13 protein-coding genes are annotated in these 22,293 nt (G+C 69.3%); 4 read left to right on the plus strand and 9 right to left on the minus strand.

Features of this window, described 5'->3' with window-relative positions; genetic code table 11:
- Nucleotides 1–82: 82 nt before the first annotated feature.
- Together ACQ66R_RS05435 and katG are read left to right on the plus strand one after the other, a co-directional pair.
- Nucleotides 83–1,780 carry a class I adenylate-forming enzyme family protein gene (locus ACQ66R_RS05435; RefSeq protein WP_430419923.1) on the plus strand — a complete coding sequence of 566 codons (1,698 nt, stop codon included), beginning with the start codon at nucleotides 83–85 and terminating at the stop codon, nucleotides 1,778–1,780.
- A 103-nt stretch (nucleotides 1,781–1,883) separates the two neighbouring features.
- Nucleotides 1,884–4,088 (plus strand): catalase/peroxidase HPI, encoded by a 2,205-nt coding sequence (gene katG / locus ACQ66R_RS05440; protein ID WP_430419925.1) that lies wholly within the window; start codon nucleotides 1,884–1,886, stop codon nucleotides 4,086–4,088.
- A gap of 49 nt (nucleotides 4,089–4,137) precedes the next feature.
- On the opposite strand, the gene ACQ66R_RS05445 is transcribed toward katG, so the two are convergent.
- Nucleotides 4,138–6,396, minus strand: coding sequence for a TonB-dependent receptor (locus ACQ66R_RS05445; RefSeq protein WP_430419927.1), 2,259 nt, complete (start codon nucleotides 6,394–6,396; stop codon nucleotides 4,138–4,140).
- 90 nt (nucleotides 6,397–6,486) lie between these two features.
- The gene (locus ACQ66R_RS05450; protein ID WP_430426214.1) at nucleotides 6,487–7,566 is read right to left on the minus strand and encodes a Gfo/Idh/MocA family protein; all 1,080 of its coding nucleotides are present in this window, start codon (nucleotides 7,564–7,566) and stop codon (nucleotides 6,487–6,489) included.
- A 134-nt stretch (nucleotides 7,567–7,700) separates the two neighbouring features.
- Here ACQ66R_RS05450 and ACQ66R_RS05455 point away from each other — a divergent pair, with 134 nt between their 5' ends.
- Complete coding sequence (locus tag ACQ66R_RS05455) at nucleotides 7,701–8,978, plus strand: MFS transporter (RefSeq protein WP_430419929.1); 1,278 nt, start codon at nucleotides 7,701–7,703, stop codon at nucleotides 8,976–8,978.
- Here ACQ66R_RS05455 and ACQ66R_RS05460 read toward each other — a convergent pair.
- A complete protein-coding gene (locus ACQ66R_RS05460) occupies nucleotides 8,964–10,040 on the minus strand; it encodes an LLM class flavin-dependent oxidoreductase (RefSeq protein ID WP_430419931.1) in 1,077 nt (358 codons plus the stop codon). The two genes, ACQ66R_RS05455 and ACQ66R_RS05460, sit on opposite strands and share 15 nt — an antisense overlap.
- The gene (locus ACQ66R_RS05465) at nucleotides 10,037–10,945 is read right to left on the minus strand and encodes an aldo/keto reductase (RefSeq protein ID WP_430419933.1); all 909 of its coding nucleotides are present in this window, start codon (nucleotides 10,943–10,945) and stop codon (nucleotides 10,037–10,039) included. The genes ACQ66R_RS05460 and ACQ66R_RS05465 overlap by 4 nt, the downstream gene beginning before the upstream one ends.
- 151 nt (nucleotides 10,946–11,096) lie before the next feature.
- Here ACQ66R_RS05465 and ACQ66R_RS05470 point away from each other — a divergent pair, with 151 nt between their 5' ends.
- Nucleotides 11,097–12,098: a YeiH family protein gene (locus ACQ66R_RS05470; RefSeq protein WP_430419935.1), complete on the plus strand. Its 1,002-nt coding sequence runs from the start codon at nucleotides 11,097–11,099 to the stop codon at nucleotides 12,096–12,098.
- Here ACQ66R_RS05470 and ACQ66R_RS05475 read toward each other — a convergent pair.
- The 5 genes from ACQ66R_RS05475 to ACQ66R_RS05495 all read right to left on the minus strand — a co-directional run bounded on the left by ACQ66R_RS05475 (nucleotide 12,095) and on the right by ACQ66R_RS05495 (nucleotide 21,977).
- Entirely contained in the window at nucleotides 12,095–13,108 is a 1,014-nt protein-coding gene (locus tag ACQ66R_RS05475; protein ID WP_430419937.1) for a LacI family DNA-binding transcriptional regulator, read from the minus strand. The two genes, ACQ66R_RS05470 and ACQ66R_RS05475, sit on opposite strands and share 4 nt — an antisense overlap.
- A 29-nt stretch (nucleotides 13,109–13,137) precedes the next feature.
- The gene (locus ACQ66R_RS05480; protein ID WP_430419939.1) at nucleotides 13,138–15,012 is read right to left on the minus strand and encodes a ShlB/FhaC/HecB family hemolysin secretion/activation protein; all 1,875 of its coding nucleotides are present in this window, start codon (nucleotides 15,010–15,012) and stop codon (nucleotides 13,138–13,140) included.
- Nucleotides 15,009–18,680, minus strand: a complete 3,672-nt coding sequence (locus ACQ66R_RS05485) for a filamentous hemagglutinin N-terminal domain-containing protein (protein WP_430419941.1) — start codon at nucleotides 18,678–18,680, stop codon at nucleotides 15,009–15,011. The genes ACQ66R_RS05480 and ACQ66R_RS05485 overlap by 4 nt, the downstream gene beginning before the upstream one ends.
- 17 nt (nucleotides 18,681–18,697) lie before the next feature.
- Nucleotides 18,698–21,106, minus strand: a complete 2,409-nt coding sequence (locus ACQ66R_RS05490; protein WP_430419943.1) for a CHAT domain-containing protein — start codon at nucleotides 21,104–21,106, stop codon at nucleotides 18,698–18,700.
- 79 nt (nucleotides 21,107–21,185) lie between these two features.
- On the minus strand, nucleotides 21,186–21,977 hold the full coding sequence (locus ACQ66R_RS05495) for an SDR family oxidoreductase (protein ID WP_430419944.1): 792 nt from the start codon (nucleotides 21,975–21,977) through the stop codon (nucleotides 21,186–21,188).
- Nucleotides 21,978–22,293: the final 316 nt, after the last annotated feature.

Raw genomic sequence — 22,293 nt, forward strand, 5'->3', positions numbered from 1 at the left:
CGCGCTGCGGCGCCCCACGCGCTACCAAGGGCAGGCGCGAGCCGACCCGAGATGTCCGCCGCCGCCTTGCAGGGATGAGACGATGCACTACGCCGAGCTGAACCGGGCCTGGGCCGAGCTGACCGCGCCCGGGGCGCCCTTCGAGATCGCGATCCAGGAGGTCGGCGGCGCGCCGATCCGCACGTTCAAGAATGCGCCCCCGAACGTGAGGGCGCTGTGGCTGTCGACGGCGCAGTTCGCCGATCGCGACTATCTGGTCTTCGGCGATGAACGGATCACCTACGGCGAAGCCCACCGGCAGGTCGCCTCCATCGCCAACTGGCTTATCGCGAAGGGAGTCAGGCCCGGCGACCGCCTGGCGGTCGCGATGCGGAACTACCCCGAGTGGATGCTCATCTATTGGACCTGCGCCAGCATCGGTGTCGCCTGCGTCGGCATGAACGCGTGGTGGACGGCGGCGGAGATGGCCTACGGCATGACCGACGCCGGGCCCAAGGTGCTGTTCGCCGACGCCGAGCGGATCGCGCGGCTGGACGAGCAGCCGGGCATGCTGGGCGACACGCTGCTGGTTGCGGTTCGGGCCGAGGCCCCCGCCGGCGCTGCATCGTGGGCCGAGGTGGTGGCGCACGGCGGGACACTGCCCGACGTGGCGATCGCCCCCGACGACGACCTCTGCATCTTCTACACCTCGGGCACGACCGGCTTTCCGAAGGGCGCGCAGCTGACGCACCGGAGCTGCGTCTCCAATCTCATGAACATGATGTTCGCCGGTCAGGTCTCGACGCTGGCGACCCAGCGGGCGACGGGCGTGACGCCCGATCCGACGGTGGCCCCGCCGATCCCGGTCACCCTGGTGACCACGCCCCTCTTCCACGTCACGGCCAACAACTGCGGCGCCTACGCCACCACCGCGGCGGGCGGCAAGATGGTGCTGATGTACCGCTGGGACGCCGGCGAGGCGCTGAAACTGATCGAACGCGAGCGCTGCACCTCGGCGGGCGGCGTGCCGGTGATGGCGCGCGAGCTGATCGGTCACCCCGACTTCGCCAAGTACGACACCTCCAGCCTGCTGTCGGTCGGCGGCGGGGGCGCCCAGCTGCAGCCCGACCTGGTGGACAAGATCGACAAGGCGGTGGCGACGGCCCGTCCCAACACCGGCTACGGCATGACCGAGACGTCGGGGATCATCACTTCGATCTCGGGCGACTTCTTCGTCGACAAGCCGGCGAGCTGCGGGCGCGCGATGCCCACCTTCGAGGTGCGCGTGGTGGGCGACGACGGCCAGCCGCTGCCCCCGGGCCAGCCGGGCGAGCTGTGGGTGCGCGGGTCGTCGGTCATCAAGGGCTACATCAATCGGCCCGAGGCCACGGCCGAGAGCATCACCGACGGCTGGCTGCACACCGGCGACGTGGCCTACCTCGACGAGGACCAGTTCATCTATCTGGTGGACCGCAAGAAGGACATGGTCCTGCGCGGCGGCGAGAATATCTACTGCGCCGAGGTCGAGGCAGCGCTGCACGGCCATCCGGGCGTGGCGGAATGCTCGGTGTTCGGGGTCGCTGATCCCCGCTTGGGCGAGGAAGTGGGCGTGGCCGTCTTCCTCAAGCCGGACGCCGACGTGACGCCCGACGCGCTGCGCCAGCACTGCGGCGCGGCGATCGCGAAGCACAAGGTGCCCCGCTACATCTGGATGATGAGCGAGCCGCTACCGCGGAACGCCAACGGCAAGTTCCTGAAGCGCGAGTTGCGAGACACCCTGAACGTCGAGGACGCCGTCTAGGGGCGTCGCATAGGAAATATCGATCGATCAGATAAGAACGATCGTTTTGTCAGATGTCCTGGGGCGGCCTAGCTTGGGGGAACCAACCCAGCGAGGTGACCCCATGGACGACGCCGCTCCCACCGGATGCCCGGTCAAACACTCCGGCGCCCGCCGCACGCTCACGGGCCGCACGAACCGCGACTGGTGGCCGAACCAGCTGTCGCTCGACATCCTGCACCAGCACGGCGCCTCGGGCGATCCGATGGGCGCGGGCTTCGACTATGCCGCCGAGTTCAAGAGCCTCGACTACGCCGCGGTGAAGCGTGACCTGACGGCGCTGATGACCGACAGCCAGCCCTGGTGGCCGGCCGATTACGGCCACTACGGCCCGTTCTTCATCCGCATGGCCTGGCACAGCGCCGGAACCTATCGCACCGGCGACGGGCGCGGCGGCGCCTCGGCGGGCGGACAGCGGTTCGCGCCGCTGAACAGCTGGCCCGACAACGCCAATCTGGACAAGGCGCGCCGGCTGCTCTGGCCTATCAAGCAGAAGTACGGCCGCAAGCTGAGCTGGGCCGACCTGATGATCCTGGCCGGCAACGTCGCCATCGAGTCCATGGGCGGGCCGGTGTTCGGCTTCGGCGGCGGCCGCGCCGATATCTGGGAGCCCCAGAAGGACATCTATTGGGGCGGCGAGGAGGAGTGGGTCGGCCTGACCCGCATCGACGAGGACGCCGGCCGCGCGCTGGAGAACCCGCTGGCGGCGATCCAGATGGGCCTGATCTACGTGAACCCCGAGGGTCCGGGCGGCAACGCCAACCCGACCCAGTCGGCCCGCGACATCCGCGAGACGTTCGCCCGCATGGGCATGAACGACGAGGAGACGGTGGCCCTGACCGCCGGCGGCCACACGTTCGGCAAGTGCCACGGCGCGGGCGACGCCTCGAACGTGGGTCCCGAGCCCGAGGGCGCGGACATCGCCGAGCAGGGCCTGGGTTGGCGCAGCGGCCACGAAAGCGGCCTGGGCGACCACACCATCACCAGCGGCCTCGAGGGCGCCTGGACGCCGAACCCCACCCAGTGGGATGGCGACTACTTCCGGATGCTCCTGGATTACGAGTACGAGCTGGTCCACAGCCCCGCCGGGGCCCGCCAGTGGCAGCCCGTAGGCCAGAAGCCGGAAGACCTAGCCCCCGGCGCGCACAGCCCCGACAAACGCCTGCCCACCATGATGACCACCGCCGACATGGCGATGAAGGTCGATCCGGCCTACCGCGCGATCTCGGAACGGTTCCGCGCCCATCCCGAGCAGTTCGCCGACGCCTTCGCCCGCGCCTGGTTCAAGCTGTGCCACCGCGACATGGGTCCCAAGGCCCGCTACCTCGGACCCGAAGTCCCGGCGGAAGACCTGATCTGGCAGGATCCGATCCCGGCGGCCCAACATCCGTTGGTCAGCGAAGCCGACATCGAGGTCCTGAAGGACAAGATCATGGCCTCGGGCCTGTCGGTCGCCGAACTGGTGCAGACGGCCTGGGCTTCGGCCTCGACCTATCGCCGGTCGGACCATCGGGGCGGCGCCAATGGCGCGCGCATCCGCCTGGCGCCCCAGAAGGACTGGGAGGTGAACCGGCCGGCTCAGCTCGCCAAGGTGCTGACGGTGCTCGAGGGCATCAAGGCCGAGTTCGACGCGTCCGCCGGTGGCGGCAAGACGGTGTCGATGGCCGACCTGATCGTCCTGGGCGGCGCCGCGGCGGTGGCCAAGGCCGCCCGCGAGGCGGGCTTCGACGTCGGCGTGCCCTTCACGCCCGGCCGCACCGACGCGACCGCCGAGCAGACCGACGCCGACAGCTTCGCGGTGCTCGAGCCCAAGGCCGACGGCTTCCGCAACTACCAGCAGACAGCCTTCAGCGTGTCGCCGGAAGAACTGCTGATCGACCGCGCCCAGCTTCTCGGCCTGACGGCGCCGGAGATGACGGCGCTGGTTGGCGGGCTGCGCGTGCTGGGGGCCAACCATGGCGACAGCCGGCACGGGGTGTTCACGGACCGGCCGGGCCAGCTGACCAACGACTTCTTCATCAACCTGCTCGACATGGGCGTGGCGTGGAAGCCGGCGGACAGCGACGGCGCCTTTATCGGCACGGACCGCGATACGGGACAGCCGAAATGGACGGCGACCCGCGTCGACCTGATCTTCGGTTCAAATTCCCAGCTGCGGGCATTGTCGGAGGTCTATGCGGCGGCCGATGCCGGCGAGGCGTTCGTCCGGGCGTTCGTGGCCGCCTGGACCAAGGTGATGAACGCCGACCGCTTCGACCTGACGGCGTAGGCGACGGCACCGTGACGCCGGGAAGCTCCCGGCGTCACGGACCCCTGGATCAGAAGTTCACGCGGGCGGTGACGCCGTAGTAGCGGTCGGCTTCGCGCGGGATCAGGTAGCGGAAGCTGCCGCCCGGTCCGCCGCTAGTGATCGCGGACGGGAAGCTGGTGTCGAACAGGTTCTTCACCTGCAGCAGCACGCGGTAGCGGTCCTGCGGATCGGCGATGCCGGCCGAAAGGTCCACCAGCGCATAGCTGTCGATGGTGGTCGCCGCGCGGATGACCGGGTTGGCGTCGAACTGGCTCAGCTGCTTCGACTGGAACGAGCCCTGGGCGCCCAGCACCACGTCCACCGGGCCGACGTCGCGGATCCGGTAGTCCATGGCCAGCGAGCCCTTCCACTTCGGCGCGTACCCCAGGGTGGTGCCCGAGGGCACGACGCCAGTGATCACGCCGTTGGTGGGCAGCTTGAACTGGTCGACCTTGGCGTCGGTGTAGGCCAGGCCGCCCGAGAAGCTGAGGTCGTCGATCGGGCGGAACAGAAAGTCCAGCTCGCCGCCACGGGTCGAGATCGTGCCCGCGTTGGTGAAGCGGGTCACCAACACGCCGGCCACGACGTCGGGGTTGTTGGCCTGGAAGTTGTGGTACTTGGCGTAGTAGGCGGCGAGGTTCAGGACCAGCCGTCCGCCCATCAGGGTGTTCTTGAGACCCACCTCAAAGCTGTCGGCCGTCTCGGCGTCGATGACGTTCGTGCCGGTGGCGGTGAGGTTGTAGAAGACGTTGTAGGCCGGACCCTTATAGCCGCGCGAGTACGTGGCGTAGGCGGTCGACGCGTCCGACAGGTCGAACTGGGCGCCGGCCTTGCCCGACAGGTTCTCGTTCGAGGTCGAGTCGGCGAACGGCCCGAAGCTGGGCTGGATGCCCGGGCCCGCCAAGGTGGTGATCCGCTGGTGGTAGACCGACAGCTTGTCCGAGGTGAACCGCAGACCGGCGATCAGGCGGAAGCGTTCGCTGACGTTGATCACGCCCTGGCCGAACAGGGCGTAGTTCTTGAAGACCGAACCGAAGGTGGCCGTCCCCGCCGGCGTGGTGACCACCGTGCCCGGCGCCGTGCAGGGCGTGATGACCGTGGAGGCCGGCGTCAGCGAGCAGACGATATCGTTACGCGTGAACGTGCGGTCGGTCTCGGCGCGCGAGTAATAGGCGCCCAGGACGTAGCTGACGGTCTGGTCCGCGGGCGAGGTCACCCGCAGTTCCTGGGTCATGGTGTTGCTGGTCTGGGGGCCCAGGTCATGCAGCTGGTTGAAGCCCACGTAGGCGCGCGGCAGCCAGTCGCCGTCGCGGACCTCGGTGTTGTCGTACTCGCGATACGAGCCGATGTAGGTGACCACATGGTCGGCCACGTCCCAGTCGGCCTGCAGCGAGACACCGCCGCTCTTTTCCGTGGTCGAGGTGATCAGGTCCTGCGCCACGCGCCGGGTGCGGTCGCCACGCGGGGTGGGTAGGACGGTGGCCGTCAGGTTGGTCGGCACGGTCCCGATCAGCTCTGCGCAGCAGTCGTCGTCGCTCTCGCGGTAGTCGGCGATGAAGGTCAGCGACAGGGTCTCGCTGGGGTCGGCGACGATCATGCCGCGCACCCCCCAGTGCTCATAACCGTTGACGCGGGTGTCGCGCGTCACGTTGCGGATGTTGCCGCCGTAGGTCCCGTAGAAGGCGGTGAAGCGGCCCTTGACGGTGTCGCTGAACGGCACGTCGATGCCGCCGCGCAGGCGGTACTCGCCGCCGTTCGAGAACGCGCCGCCGTCCACATAGCCGCCGGCCTCGTTCCCCGGCCGCTTGGTGACGATGTTGATCACGCCCGCCGAGGTGTTCTTGCCGAACAACGTGCCCTGGGGCCCGCGCAGAACTTCGATACGCTCGACGTCGATGAGGTCGCTGAAGGCCTCGCCCGCGCGGCTGTAGACGACCCCGTCCACCACCGTCGAGATCGAGGGTTCGCCGGCGATCGAGAACGTCGAGGTGCCGACGCCGCGCAGGAAGAGCGTCTGGTTGATGGTGGTGCCCGACTTCCGGAAGTTCAGCGTCGGCACCAGGTACTGCGCGCTCTCCAGGTTGACCGAGCCGCGCGCCGCAATGGCGTCGCCCGACACCACCGAAACGGCGGCCGGCACGTCCTGCAGACGCTCTTCCCGCTTCTGCGCGGTGACGACGATCTCGGTCAGGTCGGTGGCGCCCTCGCCGCCGGTCTGCGCCAGCGCCGGGCCCGCGGCGACTATCGCTGCGATGGCCGCGCTCGTGATGAGGATGGTCTTCTTCATAGCTCCCCCGATTCCTTGTTCTCGTTGGATTTGTCTGACGCTGTCATAGCGACAGCAGATTTGTTCGTTCCGTCTGGTCCTGGCTTCGGTTCAGAAACCCAGTTCGCTCATCTCCACGACGCGCTTTTCTCGCGCGCTGATCTCAGCGGCGGTCCCGATGGCGACCGCCATCAGCCCGTCGTGAGCGGTGACCTCCACGGGACCGGCGCCGCGCACCGCGGCATTGAACCGCTGGTGCTCGTAGAAGGTCGAGCCGTGGTGCGTGCCGGCCTTCAGCGCGGTGGCGTCGACATCCACGATGCGCTGTTCGACCTGCTTCGGATTGCGAAACCCGACGCGCGGCGCATATACTATTGATCCAGTAGGAATTAAAACATCCAATCGACCGGCATCGCCGACGGCCGTGATTTCTTCCTGGTTCTCGGCCCCTTCCGCGAACATGCAGAGGTCGAGCATCGCCCGGACGCCGTTGGCGAAATCGACGGTGGTGTAGCTGTTGTCGATGATGTCGGGGCGGTGGCCGTCGTAGCGCTCGTCCAGGTGGTTCACGTCCATGGCGCCCGAGCAATAGACCCGCACCGCTTCCGAACGGACGATCAGGCGCATCAAGTCAAAGAAATGACAGCACTTTTCGACCATCGTGCCGCCGGTGTTGACCGAGAAGCGGTTCCAGTCGCCAACCTTGGAAAGGAACGGAAAGCGGTGCTCGCGGATCGACAGCATCCGCAGCGCGCCGATGCGCCCGCCGTGCACCTCCTCGATGAAGGCCGCCGCCGGCGGCATGTATCGGTACTCCATCGCGGTCCAGAACGGCGCGGGGCTCCTGGCCGCCCGCTCGACGATCCAGCGCGCATCCTCCAGCGTGGTGGCGAGCGGCTTCTCGCACAGGATGGGCAGGCCGGCATCGAACAGCGGCTCGAGGACGTCGCGGTGCGTGTAGTTGGGGCTGGAGACGATGACGCAATCCACCTCGCCGCTGGCCGCCAGCGCCGCACTGTCGGCATAGGCCTTGGCCTGCCCGGCGCGATCGCCCAGGGCCTCGCGCGCCCAGCTCAGCGACGTCTCCACCGGGTCGGCAAGCGCCGTCACGACCGCCCCCGGCGTGACCGCCAGGTTGTGGATGTGCTCCACGCCCATCATGCCCGTGCCGACCAGGCCGTAGCGCACCACCTCGGGCAAAAGCCCCTCCCCGGAATCCATATGACAACGCTGACTTATTATGAGCATTCTCCCAGACCGCCCGGCGGGGCAAGCTTAAATGTTGCGCAGACGACAGCCCTGCCGGGATCGAGGGGAGGCCTGACTTGACGAGCTCCACGCGCGCCGAATCCCGCGAGCCCAGCCTGCGGATGCGTTGGATCCTGTTCGGATTCCTCGCGGCGTCGGGCGTGCTGGCGCTGGTGGATCGCCAGATCATCTCGGTTCTGAAGCCCGAGATGGCCGCCGAGCTGGGCTGGACCGACGACGACTATGGCACCCTTGGAGCCTGGTTCCAGGGTGCGACGGCGGTGGCGCTGCTGGCGGCCGGGCCGCTGGTGGACAAGCTGGGCGTGAAGTGGGCCAACCCCATCGCCGTGTTCAGCTGGAGCGTGGCGGCCATGTTCCACGGCATGGCCCACAGCCTGGTGCAGTTCACCCTCTGTCGCATCGGCCTGGGCGCGACCGAGGCCGCCGTGACGCCGACCGCAGTGAAGACCATCGCCACGATCTTTCCACCCAATATGCGATCCACCGGCGTCGGGCTGCAGAACGCGATCGCCAGCTTCGGAGCGATCAGCGCCCCCTTCATCATCCCTCTCATCGCCGCGCCGTTCGGGTGGCGGGGCGCCTTCCTGGTGGCGGGCGCTATGGGCATCGTCTGGTCGATCGGCTGGCTGCTGGTCACCCGCCGGGTGAACTTCGGCGACACCGCGCCCGCGACCCCGGCGGAGATCGCCCTGCCCCGCGGCGCCTTCTTCCGGGACCGCGCGGCCTGGGCCGTCGCCGGCGCCAAGTTCCTAAGCGATTCGACCTGGTGGCTGCTGCTGTTCTGGATGCCCGACTTCCTGAACCGGCAGTTCGGCCTCTCGGGCGCCGGAATCGCCGCGCCCCTGGCGCTGGCTTACACAGGCGCCGCGGTGGGCTCGCTGGTCAGCGGCGCGCTGGCCACGCGATTCCTGGCGATGGGGGTTCCCGTGAACCGGGTGCGCAAGGTGGCGATGCTGATCAGCGGCCTGCTGGTGCTGCCCATGCCGCTGGCGCTGCAGGCGACCAGCCCCTTCGCCGCGGCAGGCGTCCTGGCGCTGGTGCTGGCCGCGCACCAGGGTTTCTCGACCAACCTCTTCGCCCTCATCACCGACGTGACTGAGAAGTCGAAGATCGGCCGCATGACCAGCTTCGGCGTCTTCAGCGGCAACATCGGCGGCATGCTGATCCTGAAGATCGCCGGCATGGTTCTGGCCGCAGGCTTCGGATACCTGCCGCTCTTCCTGTTCGCGTCGATGTCGTATCTGCTGGCGCTGGGCTGGATCCACGTGATGCTGCCGAACATCCGGATGGTCGACGCCAGCGAGCGGGGCGAAACGCCGCTAGGGTTCCACTGAGAGCGGACCGTGTTCCAGCTTGGGCAGGACGTGGCGGGCGAACAGGTCGGCCTCGGCCGCGTGCGGATAGCCTGACAGGATGAAGGCCTCGATGCCCATCTCGCGGTAGTCGTTGAGCTTGGCCAGCACCTGGTCGGGGTCGCCCACGATAGCCGCGCCACAGCCCGAGCGGGCCCGGCCAACACCGGTCCACAGGTTGGGCTCGGCATAGCCGTCGTCGGCGGCGCTCTCCCGCAGAGCGGCCTGCGCCTGGACACCGACCGAGGTGGAGTCGAGCGACTTGGCGCGGATCGCCGCGCCCTGAGCGTCATCCAGTTTCGACAGCAGACGATCGGCGGCGGCGCGGGCCTCCGCTTCGGTGTCACGCACGATCACGTGGGCGCGGTAGCCGAACTTGAGCTTGCGGCCGTACTTCGCCGCGCGCGCCGTCATGTCGGCGATGATGTCGGCCACCACCTCCTTGCGGTCGGGCCACATCAGGAAGACGTCGCAGCCCTTGGCCGCCGCCTCGCGGGCGTCCTCCGACAGACCGCCGAAATAGAGCAGCGGGGCCTGGCCCGAGACGGTGGTGACGCGCGGCGGGTCCAGCTTGAGCTTCCAGTGCTCGCCGTCGTGATCCAGAGGCTGCCCATTCAGCATGGTCTTCAGGATGCTCATGGCCTCGACCGTGCGGCCGTAGCGCGGGGCCGACGCCATCTTCTCGCCGGGCATGTCGGACGAGATGATGTTCACCGTCAGGCGCCCCCCCAGCAGCCGGTCGATCGTGGCGATCTGACGGGCCAGCTGCGGCGGCCACATCTCGCCGATGCGCACGGCCATCAGCAGGCGCATCCGCTTCAGCTGCGGCGCGATGGCGGCGGCGAAGGCGGTGGTGTCGATGCCCAGCTCGTAGCCCGACGGCAGCAGGATGTTGTCGAAACCGCCGGCCTCGGCCTGCAGCACGATATCGCGGCAGTGCTCCCAGCTGGACTTCAGCATCGGGTCGGGCACGCCCAGGAACTCATAGTCGTCGTCGCACAGCGCCGAGAACCAGGACACTTCGCAGGGAGGACGGGTCGTCATGGCAGCGGCGCTCCGAGGCTTGCGACGAGGACCGCGTACCACTCGGCGCGGGTCCAGCGGGGGATGTAGGCTTGCGGGATCTCCGCGATGCGCGCGGGGGCCTGGGTGCCCACGATCGGGATCGGCTGCGCGGGATGGGCCATGATCCAGCTGTAGGCGGCGGCGGCGCGGCTGACGCCGGCCTCCTCCGCCTTGGCGTCCAGGGCCTGCGCGACGGCGCGCGTGCGCTCATCGGAGGGGTTCGCGAGGCGCCCGCCGCCCAGAGGCGACCAGGCCAGCACGGCCATGCCGCGCGCGACGGCCTGATCCAGCACGCCGTCGCTCAACGGGCCCACGGCCAGCGGGGAAAACTCGGGCTGGCACGACACGATGGGCAGCGGCAGGTGGGCGGCCAGCGCCTCGACCTGCCAGGCCGTGAAGTTCGAGACGCCGACCGCGCCGATCTTGCCCGCGTGATGCGCTGCCAGCAGCGCCTCGCCGATCTCTGCGGGGTGGGTGAGCGGATCGGGACGGTGGATCTGCCAGAGCGCCACGTGGTCGACGCCCATCCGGGTAAGCGACGCGTCGATGGCCGAGGTGAGATAGCCGGCGCTCGAATCGTAGGGCACGCCCATCGAGATGCCGCCCTTGGTGGCGATGACCATCCGTTGCGCGAGCGCCGGATTCGCGGCCAGCACGCGGCCCAGCAGCGCCTCGGCCGCGCCGAATGGCTCGCCGTTGTCGGGGCCGTAGATGTCGGCGGTGTCGAAGAGAGTCACGCCCGAATCCAGGGCGGCCTGCACGCGCGCCTCCGCGGCGGCGACGTCATCCCCGGCGAAACGCCACATGCCCCAGGCGATCGAGGAAACCTCGGGGCCGCCGACATACAGGGCGCGACGGGTCGGCGGTACGGGGAGATGGGTCATGGGCCTCTTCGTCACCAGCCTGAAGACTGCGTTTCTGCGACGCCAAACCGGCGGCTTGCCCCGGATGACGCCGTATGACTACGTTGTCATATTGATAGGTGAGCGGACGGGCCCTTGGCAAGCGGCGCCTGTCCGAAAGGGGGCGGGTCCGGTGAGCGAGAGCGAGGTCATGAAGGGCGGCGTGCGGGCGCATCTGCCCGGGCTCGCGGTCACGATCCTGGCCACGCTGGCGGCGGCCTACGTTTCGGACCACTACGGCGCGCCGCTCACGCTGATGTGCCTGCTGTTCGGCCTCGGCTTGAACTTCCTGAGCGCGGACCGGCGTCTGGACCTGGGACTGGCGTTCGCCTCGCGCACCCTGCTGCGCTGGGGAATTGTCTTCGTCGCCGCTCGGGTCACCCTGGTGGAAATCGCCGATCTCGGGCCCATCGCGCTCCTCTGCGTGGCGGCGATCGTGGCGGCCACCCTGACGACCGGTGTATTGGCGGCGCGGGGGTTGGGTTTCAGCGGGGCGTTCGGAGCACTGTGTGGCGGCGCGGTGGCGATCTGCGGGGCGTCGGCGGCGATGGCGTTCGCGAGCCTGCTGGGCGAGCGCCGCGTGAGCCAGGCGCAGCTGACCCTGGTGCTGGTGGGCGTGTCGGCCGCAAGCGCGGTGACCATGACGCTCTACCCGGTGCTGGCGCACCAGCTGGCGTTCAGCGACGTGCAGGCCGGCTTCCTGATGGGCGCCTCGATCCACGACGTCGCCCAGGCGCTGGGAGCCGGCTACGCTTTCTCGAACCCGGCCGGAGAAACGGCGACGATCGTCAAGCTGGCGCGGGTGGCTCTGCTGGCGCCGGCCATGCTGGCGGTGGCGCTGTTCATCCCGCGCGAACCGGGCACGAAGATCGCCGCGTTCGTCCTGCCCTGGTTCGTGCTGGGCTTCTTCGGACTCGCCGGTGTGAACTCGCTGGGGTGGATCCCGCCACAGGTCGCCGACGTCTCGGCCGACGCCAGCAAGGCGCTGCTGGCCTGCGCCGTCACGGCCACCGGCGTGCGCTCCAACCTTCAGACGCTGACCGCCGAAGGTTTGCGACCGCTGCTCGCCGTCGTGGCGGCCACCCTGGTGGCGCTGGCCCTGGCGACCGGCGCGGCGGCGTTCCTGATCGGTTAGGGCTTCTTCGGCGCCGCTGTGGAGCCGCGGATCACCAGTTCATGCGGCAGACGGCGGTGCACCACCTCCCCCTCCGCGCCGAACAGCAGGCTGGCGGCCGCATAGGCCAGTTCGCGGGTTGGCTGGCGGACAGTCGTCAGCGGCGGCCAAAGCTGGCTGGCCAGCGCCGTGTCGTCGAAGCCCGCGACCGACAGGTCGCCCGGCACGCTCAGGCCGCGCCGGTGGGCCACGGTCAGCACGCCGGCCGCCATGTCGTCGTTGCTCGCGAAGATCGCGGTGGGCGGCTGCGGCAGGTCGAGCAGGACGTCGGCCGCCGCCTCGCCCGAGGCGAAGTCGAACTGGCCCGGCCGCACATACTTGGGCTCGAACGCGAGACCCGCTCGGTCCATCGCCCGGCGATAGCCGAACAGGCGCAGGTCGCTGGCGGTGTGGTTGGTGTGGCCGATGATGAAGCCGATGCGGCGGTGGCCCAGCGCGATCAGGTGGCTGGTCATGTCGTCGGCGGCCTGGACGTCGTCCATCGAAACCGACGAGCTGCGATCATGCTCGGTGCCCGGTGAGATCCGGACGTAGGGCACCCCACGGCGGTCCAGCTCAGCGAGGGCCACCGCCGCATCAGTCACGGGCGACGACAGGATCACGCCGTCCACCTGGGTCTGGTCGATCAACCCCCCTATCTCGCGCGCCAGGTTCGCCAAGGCCACGTCGGTCGGCTGGGCCAGCATGCGGACCCCCTCCTCGATGCAGCGGGCCCAGACGCCGGTCTGGATCTGGTGGATGTAGTGGGGGCTGTGGTTGTCGTAGATCAGCGCGATCTGATAGCTGCGGCTGCCCTTCAGGATGCGCGCCGCCACGCTGGGCTGGAAGTTGAGCTGGGCCACGGCGCGCTCGACGGCCAACCGCGTCTTCTCAGAGACGTACTTCTCCTTGTTGAGCACACGCGAGACCGTCTTCATGGACACGCCGGCGATGTCCGAGACGTCTTTGATGGTCGGGCGCATGTCGCTCATCTATGGCCTGCCTGACCGGCTCGCGCCACCTAAGGCAACAGCAGCGGCCGCACGGTGATGCGGAACGACACGCCACGGTCCTGCAAGTCGCGCCGGCCTGCCGATTCGACGCCCTTCAGCGCCTCGGCGTAGGTGATCCGGGCCGAGAGCGCATCGGCGGGAGTCCAGGCCAGTGAGCCGCCGACGCTGTAGATGCGATGCACCGGCTGCGGATCCTCCACGTTGGTCATGTAGGCCGCATCGGCGAAACCCGAGATGGTGAAGGCGCCCCAGTCGAAGGTCCGGCCTGCCCCCTGGCGTCCGCCCAGGCGGATCGGACGGGCCAGCTCGACCGAACCCACCGCGCCCCTGTCGGCCAGAAGCAGGTTCTCGCGATAGCCGCGCACTGTGCTCTCGCCCCCGGCGGAGAAGCGCTCGCCCGAATAGAGGACGCCATCGGCCCATTGGCCGTAGACCCGGGCCCGCAGTTCCAGGCCGTCGTCGGTCAGACGCCGCGCGTAGTTCACCTGGGCCAGCACGGCGCGGAAGTCGCGCTCGGGGACGGGCAGTCCCGCAACGTCGGACTTGGTGCCATCCAGCCCTTGTGTCCCGGTGACCGAGACCGCGAACACCTGGTCGACGTTGCGGACCACGTAGTCACCCACGAACCGCAGAGCCCGGTACTCGGTCTGGCCATCGACGGCGCCCGGCGCGAACGAGAACCGCTCGCCCAGCAGGTAGGCGGTGGACTGGCGCCACGCGAACATCATGCCGGCGGTCAGCGTGCGGGCCGAACGCCAGCGACCCGGCTGCGCGGCGGGCAGCAGCGGGGCGTCCAGCAGCTTGCGGGTGACCCCCGCCTCGAACGCCAGGTCCTTGGCCTTGATGTCGAGCGGCGCCAGCAAGGCGTCGGTGACCGCCGCCTCGTTGATCGCGCCGCGCACCGAAATGGTGGTTTTCGGCGACACGAACGGGAAGGCGTAGGCGACGGTGGCGTCCTCGACCCCGTCGGTCAGGCCGGCCTCGACGCTCAGCCGATCGCCCGCGCCGAGCACGTTGCGCATCGCGCCGCCGACGGCCTTGCGTTCCCCGCCCACCGAGGGCGAGCGGTTGTTGGCGTAGGTGACGTACAGGTCGAAACGGTCCTGCGGCAGGACCGCCAGCGCCAGGCTGGCCTCGCCGGGCCGCGAGCCTGGACGCAGGTCGGCGTTGATCGTGCGGATCGCCGGGTCCTCGGCCAGCAGGCGGAAGTCGCGCTCCAGCTCGACGGCGCTCAGCGGCCGGCGGCCCGCGGCGGGCATGCGGTCTTCGATATAGCGGGCGTCCAGGCCCTTGGCCCGACCGCCGATCCACTCGACGGTCAGGGGCGGAAGATCGCCGCCGGGCGACGCCAGCGCGCCGTAAATGATCTCCAGCTCCAGGACGCCCGGCGCGCTCGACGGCCGCACCACGACGCCTGAATTGATGTAGCCGGCGCCCAGGAAGGCGCGGTTGGCGGCCTGGACCACGGCCAGCGCCCGCGACACGCCCCCGCCAGGCACGCCATTGTTGGCGAACTGGCGGCGCAGCCACGCCTCGTCCAGCGCCTCGCCCGGAGTGTGGTCCAGGCGCAGACCGCCGATGTCGGCCGGCGGGGTCCATTGAGGCGGCGGGACCGCATCACGGTGCGGACCCGAGACCTTGATGCGCAGATCGGTGACCGGCGCACCACCGGTCGGCGCGACGCCGACCAGACCGGAGGCTGAGGGCGCCGGCGCAAGACCGGGCGCCGGCTGCGCATAGGATGGCGTCATCGGCGGCGTCGACTGGGGGCCGGTCCGCCCTTGCGACAGGTCGGCCGGTTGCGCCGCGGCGGGCGCGGCGGGCGCGGCGGCGGCCAGGACGACGAACGCGGCGGCCGTCGAAGCTTCGGACCAGCGCCTCAACGGCAGCCTCCGCTGGGCGTCTCGGCGGACGGGCTGGGGGCCGCGGGCTGGGCCTCGCGGGCGTAGGGGCCAACGGGCCGGGTGATCAGCTGGCTGACCGCGCCGGTGGAGCGCGCCGCCGGGCACTGACCGCGCAACACCTTCGAAGCGTCCAGCACCGACAGGTCGCGACTGACCGTGCCGCTGGAGACGTCATACAGCCCGGTCTGAAGCCGGAAATCGCCATCGACGTCCACCACGTTCAGCCGGTCGGTGGAGTTGATGAAGTAGCGGCTCTGGATCACCACGTTGGCGCCCCGCTGCTGGCCCAGGGCGAGGATGCGGCCGCCGTTCGAGATGATCGCGAGGGGATCGACGATGGTGATCGCGCCCCCCGTGCCCGGTCCGGACGACGTCTGGATCACACCGGGCGCCTCGGCGCCCTCGAGGACGAAGAGGCCGGGCCGCTTGATCGCGATGTTGATGTCCCCCGCCGCGCCCGCAAACGAATTGGTGCTGACGCGACCGCCGTTCGAGATCGTGAGGTTGTCGGTGGACACCCGGATACTGCCCGCGTCGCCGCCAGGGCCGGGTTGGCCGCCGGGCTTAGGCATGCCGGCGCCGTTTTCGCTCGAGATGATCGACAGCTCGCCATCGACCAACAGTGTTCCGGCGGTGATTTCGATACGTCCGGCCTGCTTGGGATTGTCGGAGTAGGTGGATATGGCGCCACCATTTTCGACCCGGAGCGATTCAGTCGCCGTAATCCGCACGTCACGCGCCGCGCCCGTCGAGCCAGCGTCTGCGGACGAGGAGATGTCGCCGCCGCTGACCTGCAGCCGTTTGGCAGTGATGTCGACAAGCCCCGCATCGCCCAGGCTGAGGGTGGAGGTCGTAACGCTGGCCCCCTTGCTGACCAGGACATCGTCGGCGCGGATCGCGATAGAGCCGGCGTTGCCGCCGTCGGAGACGCCTGTGGCCGCGGAGATGATGAGCGTGCCCTCATCCATGACCAAGCTCTTGGCCTGGATGTCGATAGAGCCTGCGTTGTCGAAGCCTTGGGTGCTGGAACTGATAGCGCCGAGATTCTTTAGGACGATGCTGTCGGCCTTGATTTTGACGTCGCCAGCATTGCCGACGAGGAGCGTGTCCGACGATATCTGGCCGTAGTCGACGAGCAGCGATCGCACATTCAGGCTGATGTTACCCCCGCCACCGCCGAATCCCGCCGACGTGATGGCTGAGGGGAGGAACTCGCCGCTCGATCGAATCTCGAGTTTGTTCGCCGAGATCTCGATATCGCCGGATCGCCCGTCTCCAGCGGCAATGGCCGCGATGCCGCTGTTATTGAGCAGCAGCAACTCGTCGACGTCGATCTTGATGTTGCCTGCGTCAGACTCGCCTTGGCTGATGGTCGAGACGACGGCGGTGCGGTCGACGGTGAGCTTCCGCGCAACGATTGCGACGCTGCCCCCCTCGCCGCCGAGGTTTGACTCAGATGCGATTGCAGTCGCCTCGAAGCCCTCGCCATCGAGCAGAATGTCGTCGGCCGTCACGACCACCGAGCCGGCCCTGCCGGGGCTGCTTGTCGTGGACGAGATGGTGCCGCCGCGAAGCACCGTGAGGCGGTCCACATCGATGTTCACAGTTCCGGCGTCGCCCCTGGCCCCATTCCGGGAGTCGGACGAGATCGACGAGTCTCGCATGCTTAGGGTGTCGGCGCTGACGGTCACCTCGCCAGCTGCGCCGGTGCTGCCCGACAAGGCGTCCGAGCGAAGCGCTGAGCCGAAGTTAAGGCTGATGTTGCGCGCCTCGGCGCGCACATCACCGGCCCTGCCTTCGCCGCCTGTGTTCGAGGTGACGAACGTCGCTGCGTCCATGGTCAGGTCGCCGGTCGCCTTCACAAGCACCCGACCGGCGTCTCCCACCGAGATCGTGTCGGTCTGGATAATCGAGCTCTCCAGCTCGATGTTGCGCCCCCTGACTTCGATGACGCCGCCATCTGCGGCGCCGTTCGCATTCGAACGCAGGAACGACGTTCGCATGAAGACATCGCCAGTCGCGTTAAGCCGGAACAGACCCGGCAATGCGCCGGCTCCGTCCTTCGCGTCCCCGACGAAAGTAAAGTCGTCGAAGATGGCGTTGCCGGTATCGATGATCACGCGTCCAGGCGCGCCAAGACCGCTCGCCTGAGTGAAGAGGTTGCTTTGCAGCATCACCAGCTCGGAAGAGCGGATCGTGATGGCGCCCGCGGCGACCGTGTCGCCGAAGTCATTGAAGGTCGAGACCCCAATGAAGGCCCCCTCGGCCTCGAAGCGTCCTGTCAGATTGATACTCACATTGCCCGAGTCTGACCTGCCGCCGGGCGTCGAACCCATCGACCCGCCCGACATGACCAGCGAGCCGCCTTCGAGCACGACGTCGCCAGCGCGCCCCGCGCCGAAACCCTGAGTGGTGATCGTTGCCGCGCCCAGTTCGAACGCATTGGCGCGCAGGCGGATGCTGCTACCGCGACCCGTGCTGCCGGGCAGGTTCGCCGTGTTGATGATCGCCGTGTCGATGACAAGGTTCTTGGCCGTGATCTGAATGTCGCCGGCGTCGGCCGCGCCACCGACGTTTGAACCGACGAAGGCGCCGCCCTGGAGACGGACGTTGTCCGCCGTCAAACTGACCAGACCCGCCGGCCCGGCGACCGTGGCCACAGATGCAATCCCCGCCACGAACGTCGTGCTGCCCGTGCCATCGATGACGAGGTCGCCCGCGTTGACCTGAACCTGACCGCCGCGCCCGGTTCCTCGGGAGGAGGTCACGAACAAGCTGTTCGCGCCGAGCCGAACCGAGCTGCCCTTGATGCGAATATCGGCGCCCTCCGCCGCGCCTGCGGTATCCGTGGTCAGCCGCGCGTTGTCGAAGTTGATGGACCCGCCGTTCAGCCTGAACGACCCGACAGGCGCGCTTGTGTTGGCCGCGACCAGCGCGCTGTTACCGAGCTGGATCGCACCCGTTTGCGCGCCGACCAGCGGATCGGTGAGCGAAACCGTCGTGGCGGCCGCGCCGACTGCGGTCAAATCGAGACCGGCCACGCTGAAACTGGCGTTGGTGAAGGCGATGTTTGCGGCCGAGAACGACAGCGGTTTGTCGCCCGCCGTGAACGCAGCGCCCACGTCAGCGACCGTGATGTCCCCCTGCCCGCCCACGAAGCCCCAGGCCTCAGGCGTCGCCACCGACAGCGTGGATCCGTTCGGCGTGGCGATGGCGAAGCGCTCGCCATTGGCGAAGCGGAGTTCGCCGGCGGTCGAGAAGTGCGCCACCGAGGGGACATTCACCTGGGCGCCCGGGCCGAAGACGATGCCCGCCGGGTTCACGAAGTAGAACGTTGCGTTCGGCAGGGCCGTGGAATCGATCGTCCCGTTGATGCGCGAAGCCTGGCCGCCGGTGACCCGGTTGATGACGTTGGTGACCGCCGCCGCGTCGCCGCCGCCGACCCAGCGGGCCGTATCGCCGGCGCCAAGGTCGAACTGGCTGAAGCTGTGGAACAGGTTGCCCCCGGCGCGCGTGCCGCCGGAGATCGTGTAGGTGACGCCCGCCTGACCAACGGTGGTGCCCAGGGCGCGGCCGGCCACGACGTCGGGACTGATGACCGTCTGGCCGACGGCGGCCAAGGGCCAGCCGGCCAGAACCAGGCCCATGGCCGCGACCGCGCCCCTCAACGCCACGCTCCCAGCAGGGTGAAGGCCGCCCAGATGTTGGGGTTGGCCAGGTCGCCGCCCTGGGCGATCAGGGCCAGCTGAGCCTCGCGCAGGGCCTCGGACTTGGAACGGCCCTCTCGATAGCGGCCGTAGAAGCTCTTCATCAGTTCCGCCGTGCCGGCGTCGCTGACGGGCCACAGCGAGGCGATGGCGCTGCGGGCCCCCGCCTGCACGGCCGCGCCGGCCAGGCCCATACTGGCTTCATCGTCGCCGACAGCCGTTTCGCAGGCGCTGAGGATCAGGAGGTCCAGCTCCCCGCCACGGGTACGGTTCGCGCTCAGGATCTGGCGCAGTTCCGACAGCAGGATCACCTCGCCGTTGGCGACGATGAACGCTCGGTCCGAGCGGCCGTTGAACGAGGCGTGAGTGGCCAGATGCAGCACGTCGACCTGCTCACGGGTCAGCGCGCTCACGAGGTCGGCCTTGCTGAAGTTCTCGATCACCCACGAGCGCTGGATGCGGTTGCCGTCGGTGACGGCGGCCAGACGGGCCTCGGCGCCGGTGCCGTCCAGCTTCTCGAAGCGGCCGGCCGGGACGCGGACCTCCATCTCAAGGGAGGCGGCGACCAGCTGCTGGTTCTGGGCCTGGATGCCGCCCGCCTGGGAGTAGGCCAGTGCGGGAGCGATCGTGACGCGCGTCTTTTCGACCAGGTAGCGGTTCTGGCTGTCGATCAGCACCGAGAACGGCAGGCTGCGGAGCGCCCCGTCAGGCACCACCGCCAGCAGCGACCCGGGGGTCAGCTCGGCCTCGATGGGCTTGATCAGGATGTCGTAGAGCTGCCGCGAGGCGGCGCGCCAGCTGTCGTCCTCGCCGCCGCTCAGCGACACCACGGCGGCTTCGACGAGACGCGCCACGTCCTGGCGATTGACGCTGCGATTGGGCGGCAGACGGCGGAACTCTGCGCCGGCCTGACCTCCGGCCACGTAGAGCATCTCCAGCCGGTCGGGCAGGAGGATCGGGTAGAGCAGCACCTCGCCCGGTCGCAGGGCCTCGGGCTTCAGGGGGTCGCGGGCGGGGATGCACTCGCTGCCGAACACGCTCTGAAGCTCGGCCTGGCGATAGGCCTCAAGGATCTGCTGGGCGCTCTTCACCCGGATCGCGGCGCCGGCGTCGGTGGCGCCGGCCAGTTGCACGTCGACGGCGCCCTGGAACACCCGGCGCATGTAGAGCGAGAACGCCGTCTCCTCGGTCAGCGGATCGAACCGCGGCAGCAGCGGGCGGATCGCCTCCAGCGCCTCGTAAGCGGCCAGCACGTGGGCCTCGCGGTTACCCGGATCGAATTCGGAGAGCAGCAGGTGGAACTCGGGCAGGCGCGCCGGCAGGCTGCGCTGGGCTTCGAGCAGCAGCGCCTGGTCCATCATCTGGCGGGCCGCGGCCGTGTCGCCGGCGGCGGCGACCATGCGGGCCTCCAGCGCGGCGGCATAGGCCTGCGCGGCCGGGGTTTGGACTCGCCGGATCTCGGGGATCAGCCGGCCAACATCGGTCGTGGCACCGGTCGTCGCGCCACTCGCGTCGAGGGACGCCGAGATGAGTCGGCCCAGCAACTCGGCGCGCAACTCGGGCTCGCTCACCCTCAAAGCCGCGTCGATGCCGCGACGGCTATCCGCCAGCGCTTCGGTGCGGAAACTGGCGGCGGTCGCCGCGTTGGTGTCGGCCACCGAGAGCCGCAGGCGGGTGAGGCGCAGCTCCGCCAACGCGGCCGTGCGGTAGTCGCCCGCCGCCTTGGCCTGGGCGGCGGCGCAGCCCAGCGAAGCCACCGACAGCGAGAGGCTGGAGTTCACCACGAAGCTGGTGCGCATCAGCGCATCGCAGGGATTGTCGCCCCCCTGCTGCACGACCTCGCGCGCTGCCTCGGAAGGACCACGGCTGGCGCGGCGTCCGCCCCCTCGCGTCCCCGTGGCGGGCGCGCCGGACAGAGAGACCAGGCCCAGGCGATAGGCGGCGACGGACGCGGGACCCTGCAGATTGGCCCGGCTGGCCGCCTGGAACGCGCCCAGCAGGTAGGTCTGGGCCTGCAGTTGGCTGCCCTGCGCGCTGACGCGCATCAACTCGCCGGCGGCCGAGCAGTATTCCGCGATCGCAAGCGGCGAAGGGCGCTCAGAGCCCGACCCGCGCAGCTCAAGAGAGGGCGCGATGTCGGCGAACGGATCGGCGGCGCCACGGCGGGCCAGGCGGGACTCCGCCAGTTCGGCGGCCTGTTGCAGATCGCCGGCGCTGGGATAGCTCGCCAGGGTGGCGTTGCCGGACGGCAGGCACAGGTCGTCGGTCAGGGCCGCGCGGGCGACGTCGGGCGACGCCGCCAGCACTCCAGACACCACCGCGGCTCCCGCCGCGGCCCACAGCCGTGTGACGCCCCCGCGTCCCATGTGCACCCCCAAGAACTCCCCGGTAGTGTGCCCGCGTATCGGGGGGCACTGTCAATGTACGGCGGCGCTGATCGCACGGTCAGGCCATCCCGCGCGCCAGATCGCGGCGGCTGGCGTCGCCCAACTGAGAGCCGCCGTCGCAGTCCAGGATCGTCCCGGTGATGTAGCTGGCCGAACAGCTGCAGAGGAAGACGGCGGCCTCGGCCACCTCGTCGATGCGGCCCCAGCGCTTGAGCGGGATACGCTCCTGGTGGCCGCCGTCGGCCGACGCGCCGGGCGCGAGCCGGCTCATGCCCTCGGTGCCGGCGATCGGGCCCGGCGAGATGCCGTTCACGCGCACTTCGGGGCCCCACTCCATGGCCAGCACCCGGACGGCCTGGTTGATGCCGGCCTTGGCGGCGCACGCGTGGATCTGCAGCGGCGAGGCGTTCACGGCCTGACCCGCGGTGATGGCGATCAGCGAGGCGCCGGGCCGCGCCAACAGGTCGTAGCAGCCGCGGAAGACGTTGAACGTGCCATTGAGGTCGATGTCGACCACCGTTCGGAAGGCGTTGGCCGACATGCCCAACGCCGGCGCCAGGAAGTTGCCGGCCGCGCCCGAGATCACGATGTCCAGCGCGCCCATCTCATTGGCGGCGTGCTCCATGGCCCCACGGATGGCGGCGTAGTCGCGCACGTCGGCGGTGAGGCCCAGCGCCCCCTGCCCGATCCCGGCCGCGGCGTTCGCGGCCTTCTCGGGGTTGCGGCCCAGCACGGCCACCTTCGCGCCCAGTTCGGCGAAGCGCTTGGCGATGCCCAGGTTGATGCCGCTGGTGCCGCCGGCCACGAACGCCGTCTTGCCGACCAGCAGGTTGTCCTTGAATGCGCTCACGTCCCGCTCCCTTCGAATGTGTGGGCCATGAGATGGACGTCTGCCGCTACGGATGGGAAGGCGGTTGGCGCCCGCGACGGCAGGATCTCGCCGGCACGGCCAAGTACACGCCATGCGACGTCCGCCTCCACCGATGGACGCAGCCGGATTGTCGCGATAGCGTCCCCGTAGCAATTGAGGCCGGGAACGCCGCCTCTATTGGACGGGACCAGAGGACGGGGCTGGAGTGCAAGGTCAGAGTAGCGATAGCGGCCCCGTGAACTTCGGCGGATGCACGCGGTCTTCGGGATCGCGTCTTTGCAGAGGTTTCGGCGAG

This window comes from Phenylobacterium sp., assembly GCF_965284355.1.
Taxonomy (GTDB): Bacteria; Pseudomonadota; Alphaproteobacteria; order Caulobacterales; family Caulobacteraceae; genus Phenylobacterium.

What these genes read in the sequence shown, in the direction of transcription:
- ACQ66R_RS05490 (WP_430419943.1), bottom strand. Translation starts at nt 21,106, where the DNA reads ATGGGACGCGGGGGCGTCACACGGCTGTGGGCCGCGGCGGGAGCCGCG.
- ACQ66R_RS05460 (WP_430419931.1), bottom strand. Translation starts at nt 10,040, where the DNA reads ATGACGACCCGTCCTCCCTGCGAAGTGTCCTGGTTCTCGGCGCTGTGC.
- ACQ66R_RS05435 (WP_430419923.1), top strand. Translation starts at nt 83, where the DNA reads ATGCACTACGCCGAGCTGAACCGGGCCTGGGCCGAGCTGACCGCGCCC.
- ACQ66R_RS05465 (WP_430419933.1), bottom strand. Translation starts at nt 10,945, where the DNA reads ATGACCCATCTCCCCGTACCGCCGACCCGTCGCGCCCTGTATGTCGGC.
- katG (WP_430419925.1), top strand. Translation starts at nt 1,884, where the DNA reads ATGGACGACGCCGCTCCCACCGGATGCCCGGTCAAACACTCCGGCGCC.
- ACQ66R_RS05475 (WP_430419937.1), bottom strand. Translation starts at nt 13,108, where the DNA reads ATGAGCGACATGCGCCCGACCATCAAAGACGTCTCGGACATCGCCGGC.
- ACQ66R_RS05445 (WP_430419927.1), bottom strand. Translation starts at nt 6,396, where the DNA reads ATGAAGAAGACCATCCTCATCACGAGCGCGGCCATCGCAGCGATAGTC.
- ACQ66R_RS05485 (WP_430419941.1), bottom strand. Translation starts at nt 18,680, where the DNA reads ATGGGCCTGGTTCTGGCCGGCTGGCCCTTGGCCGCCGTCGGCCAGACG.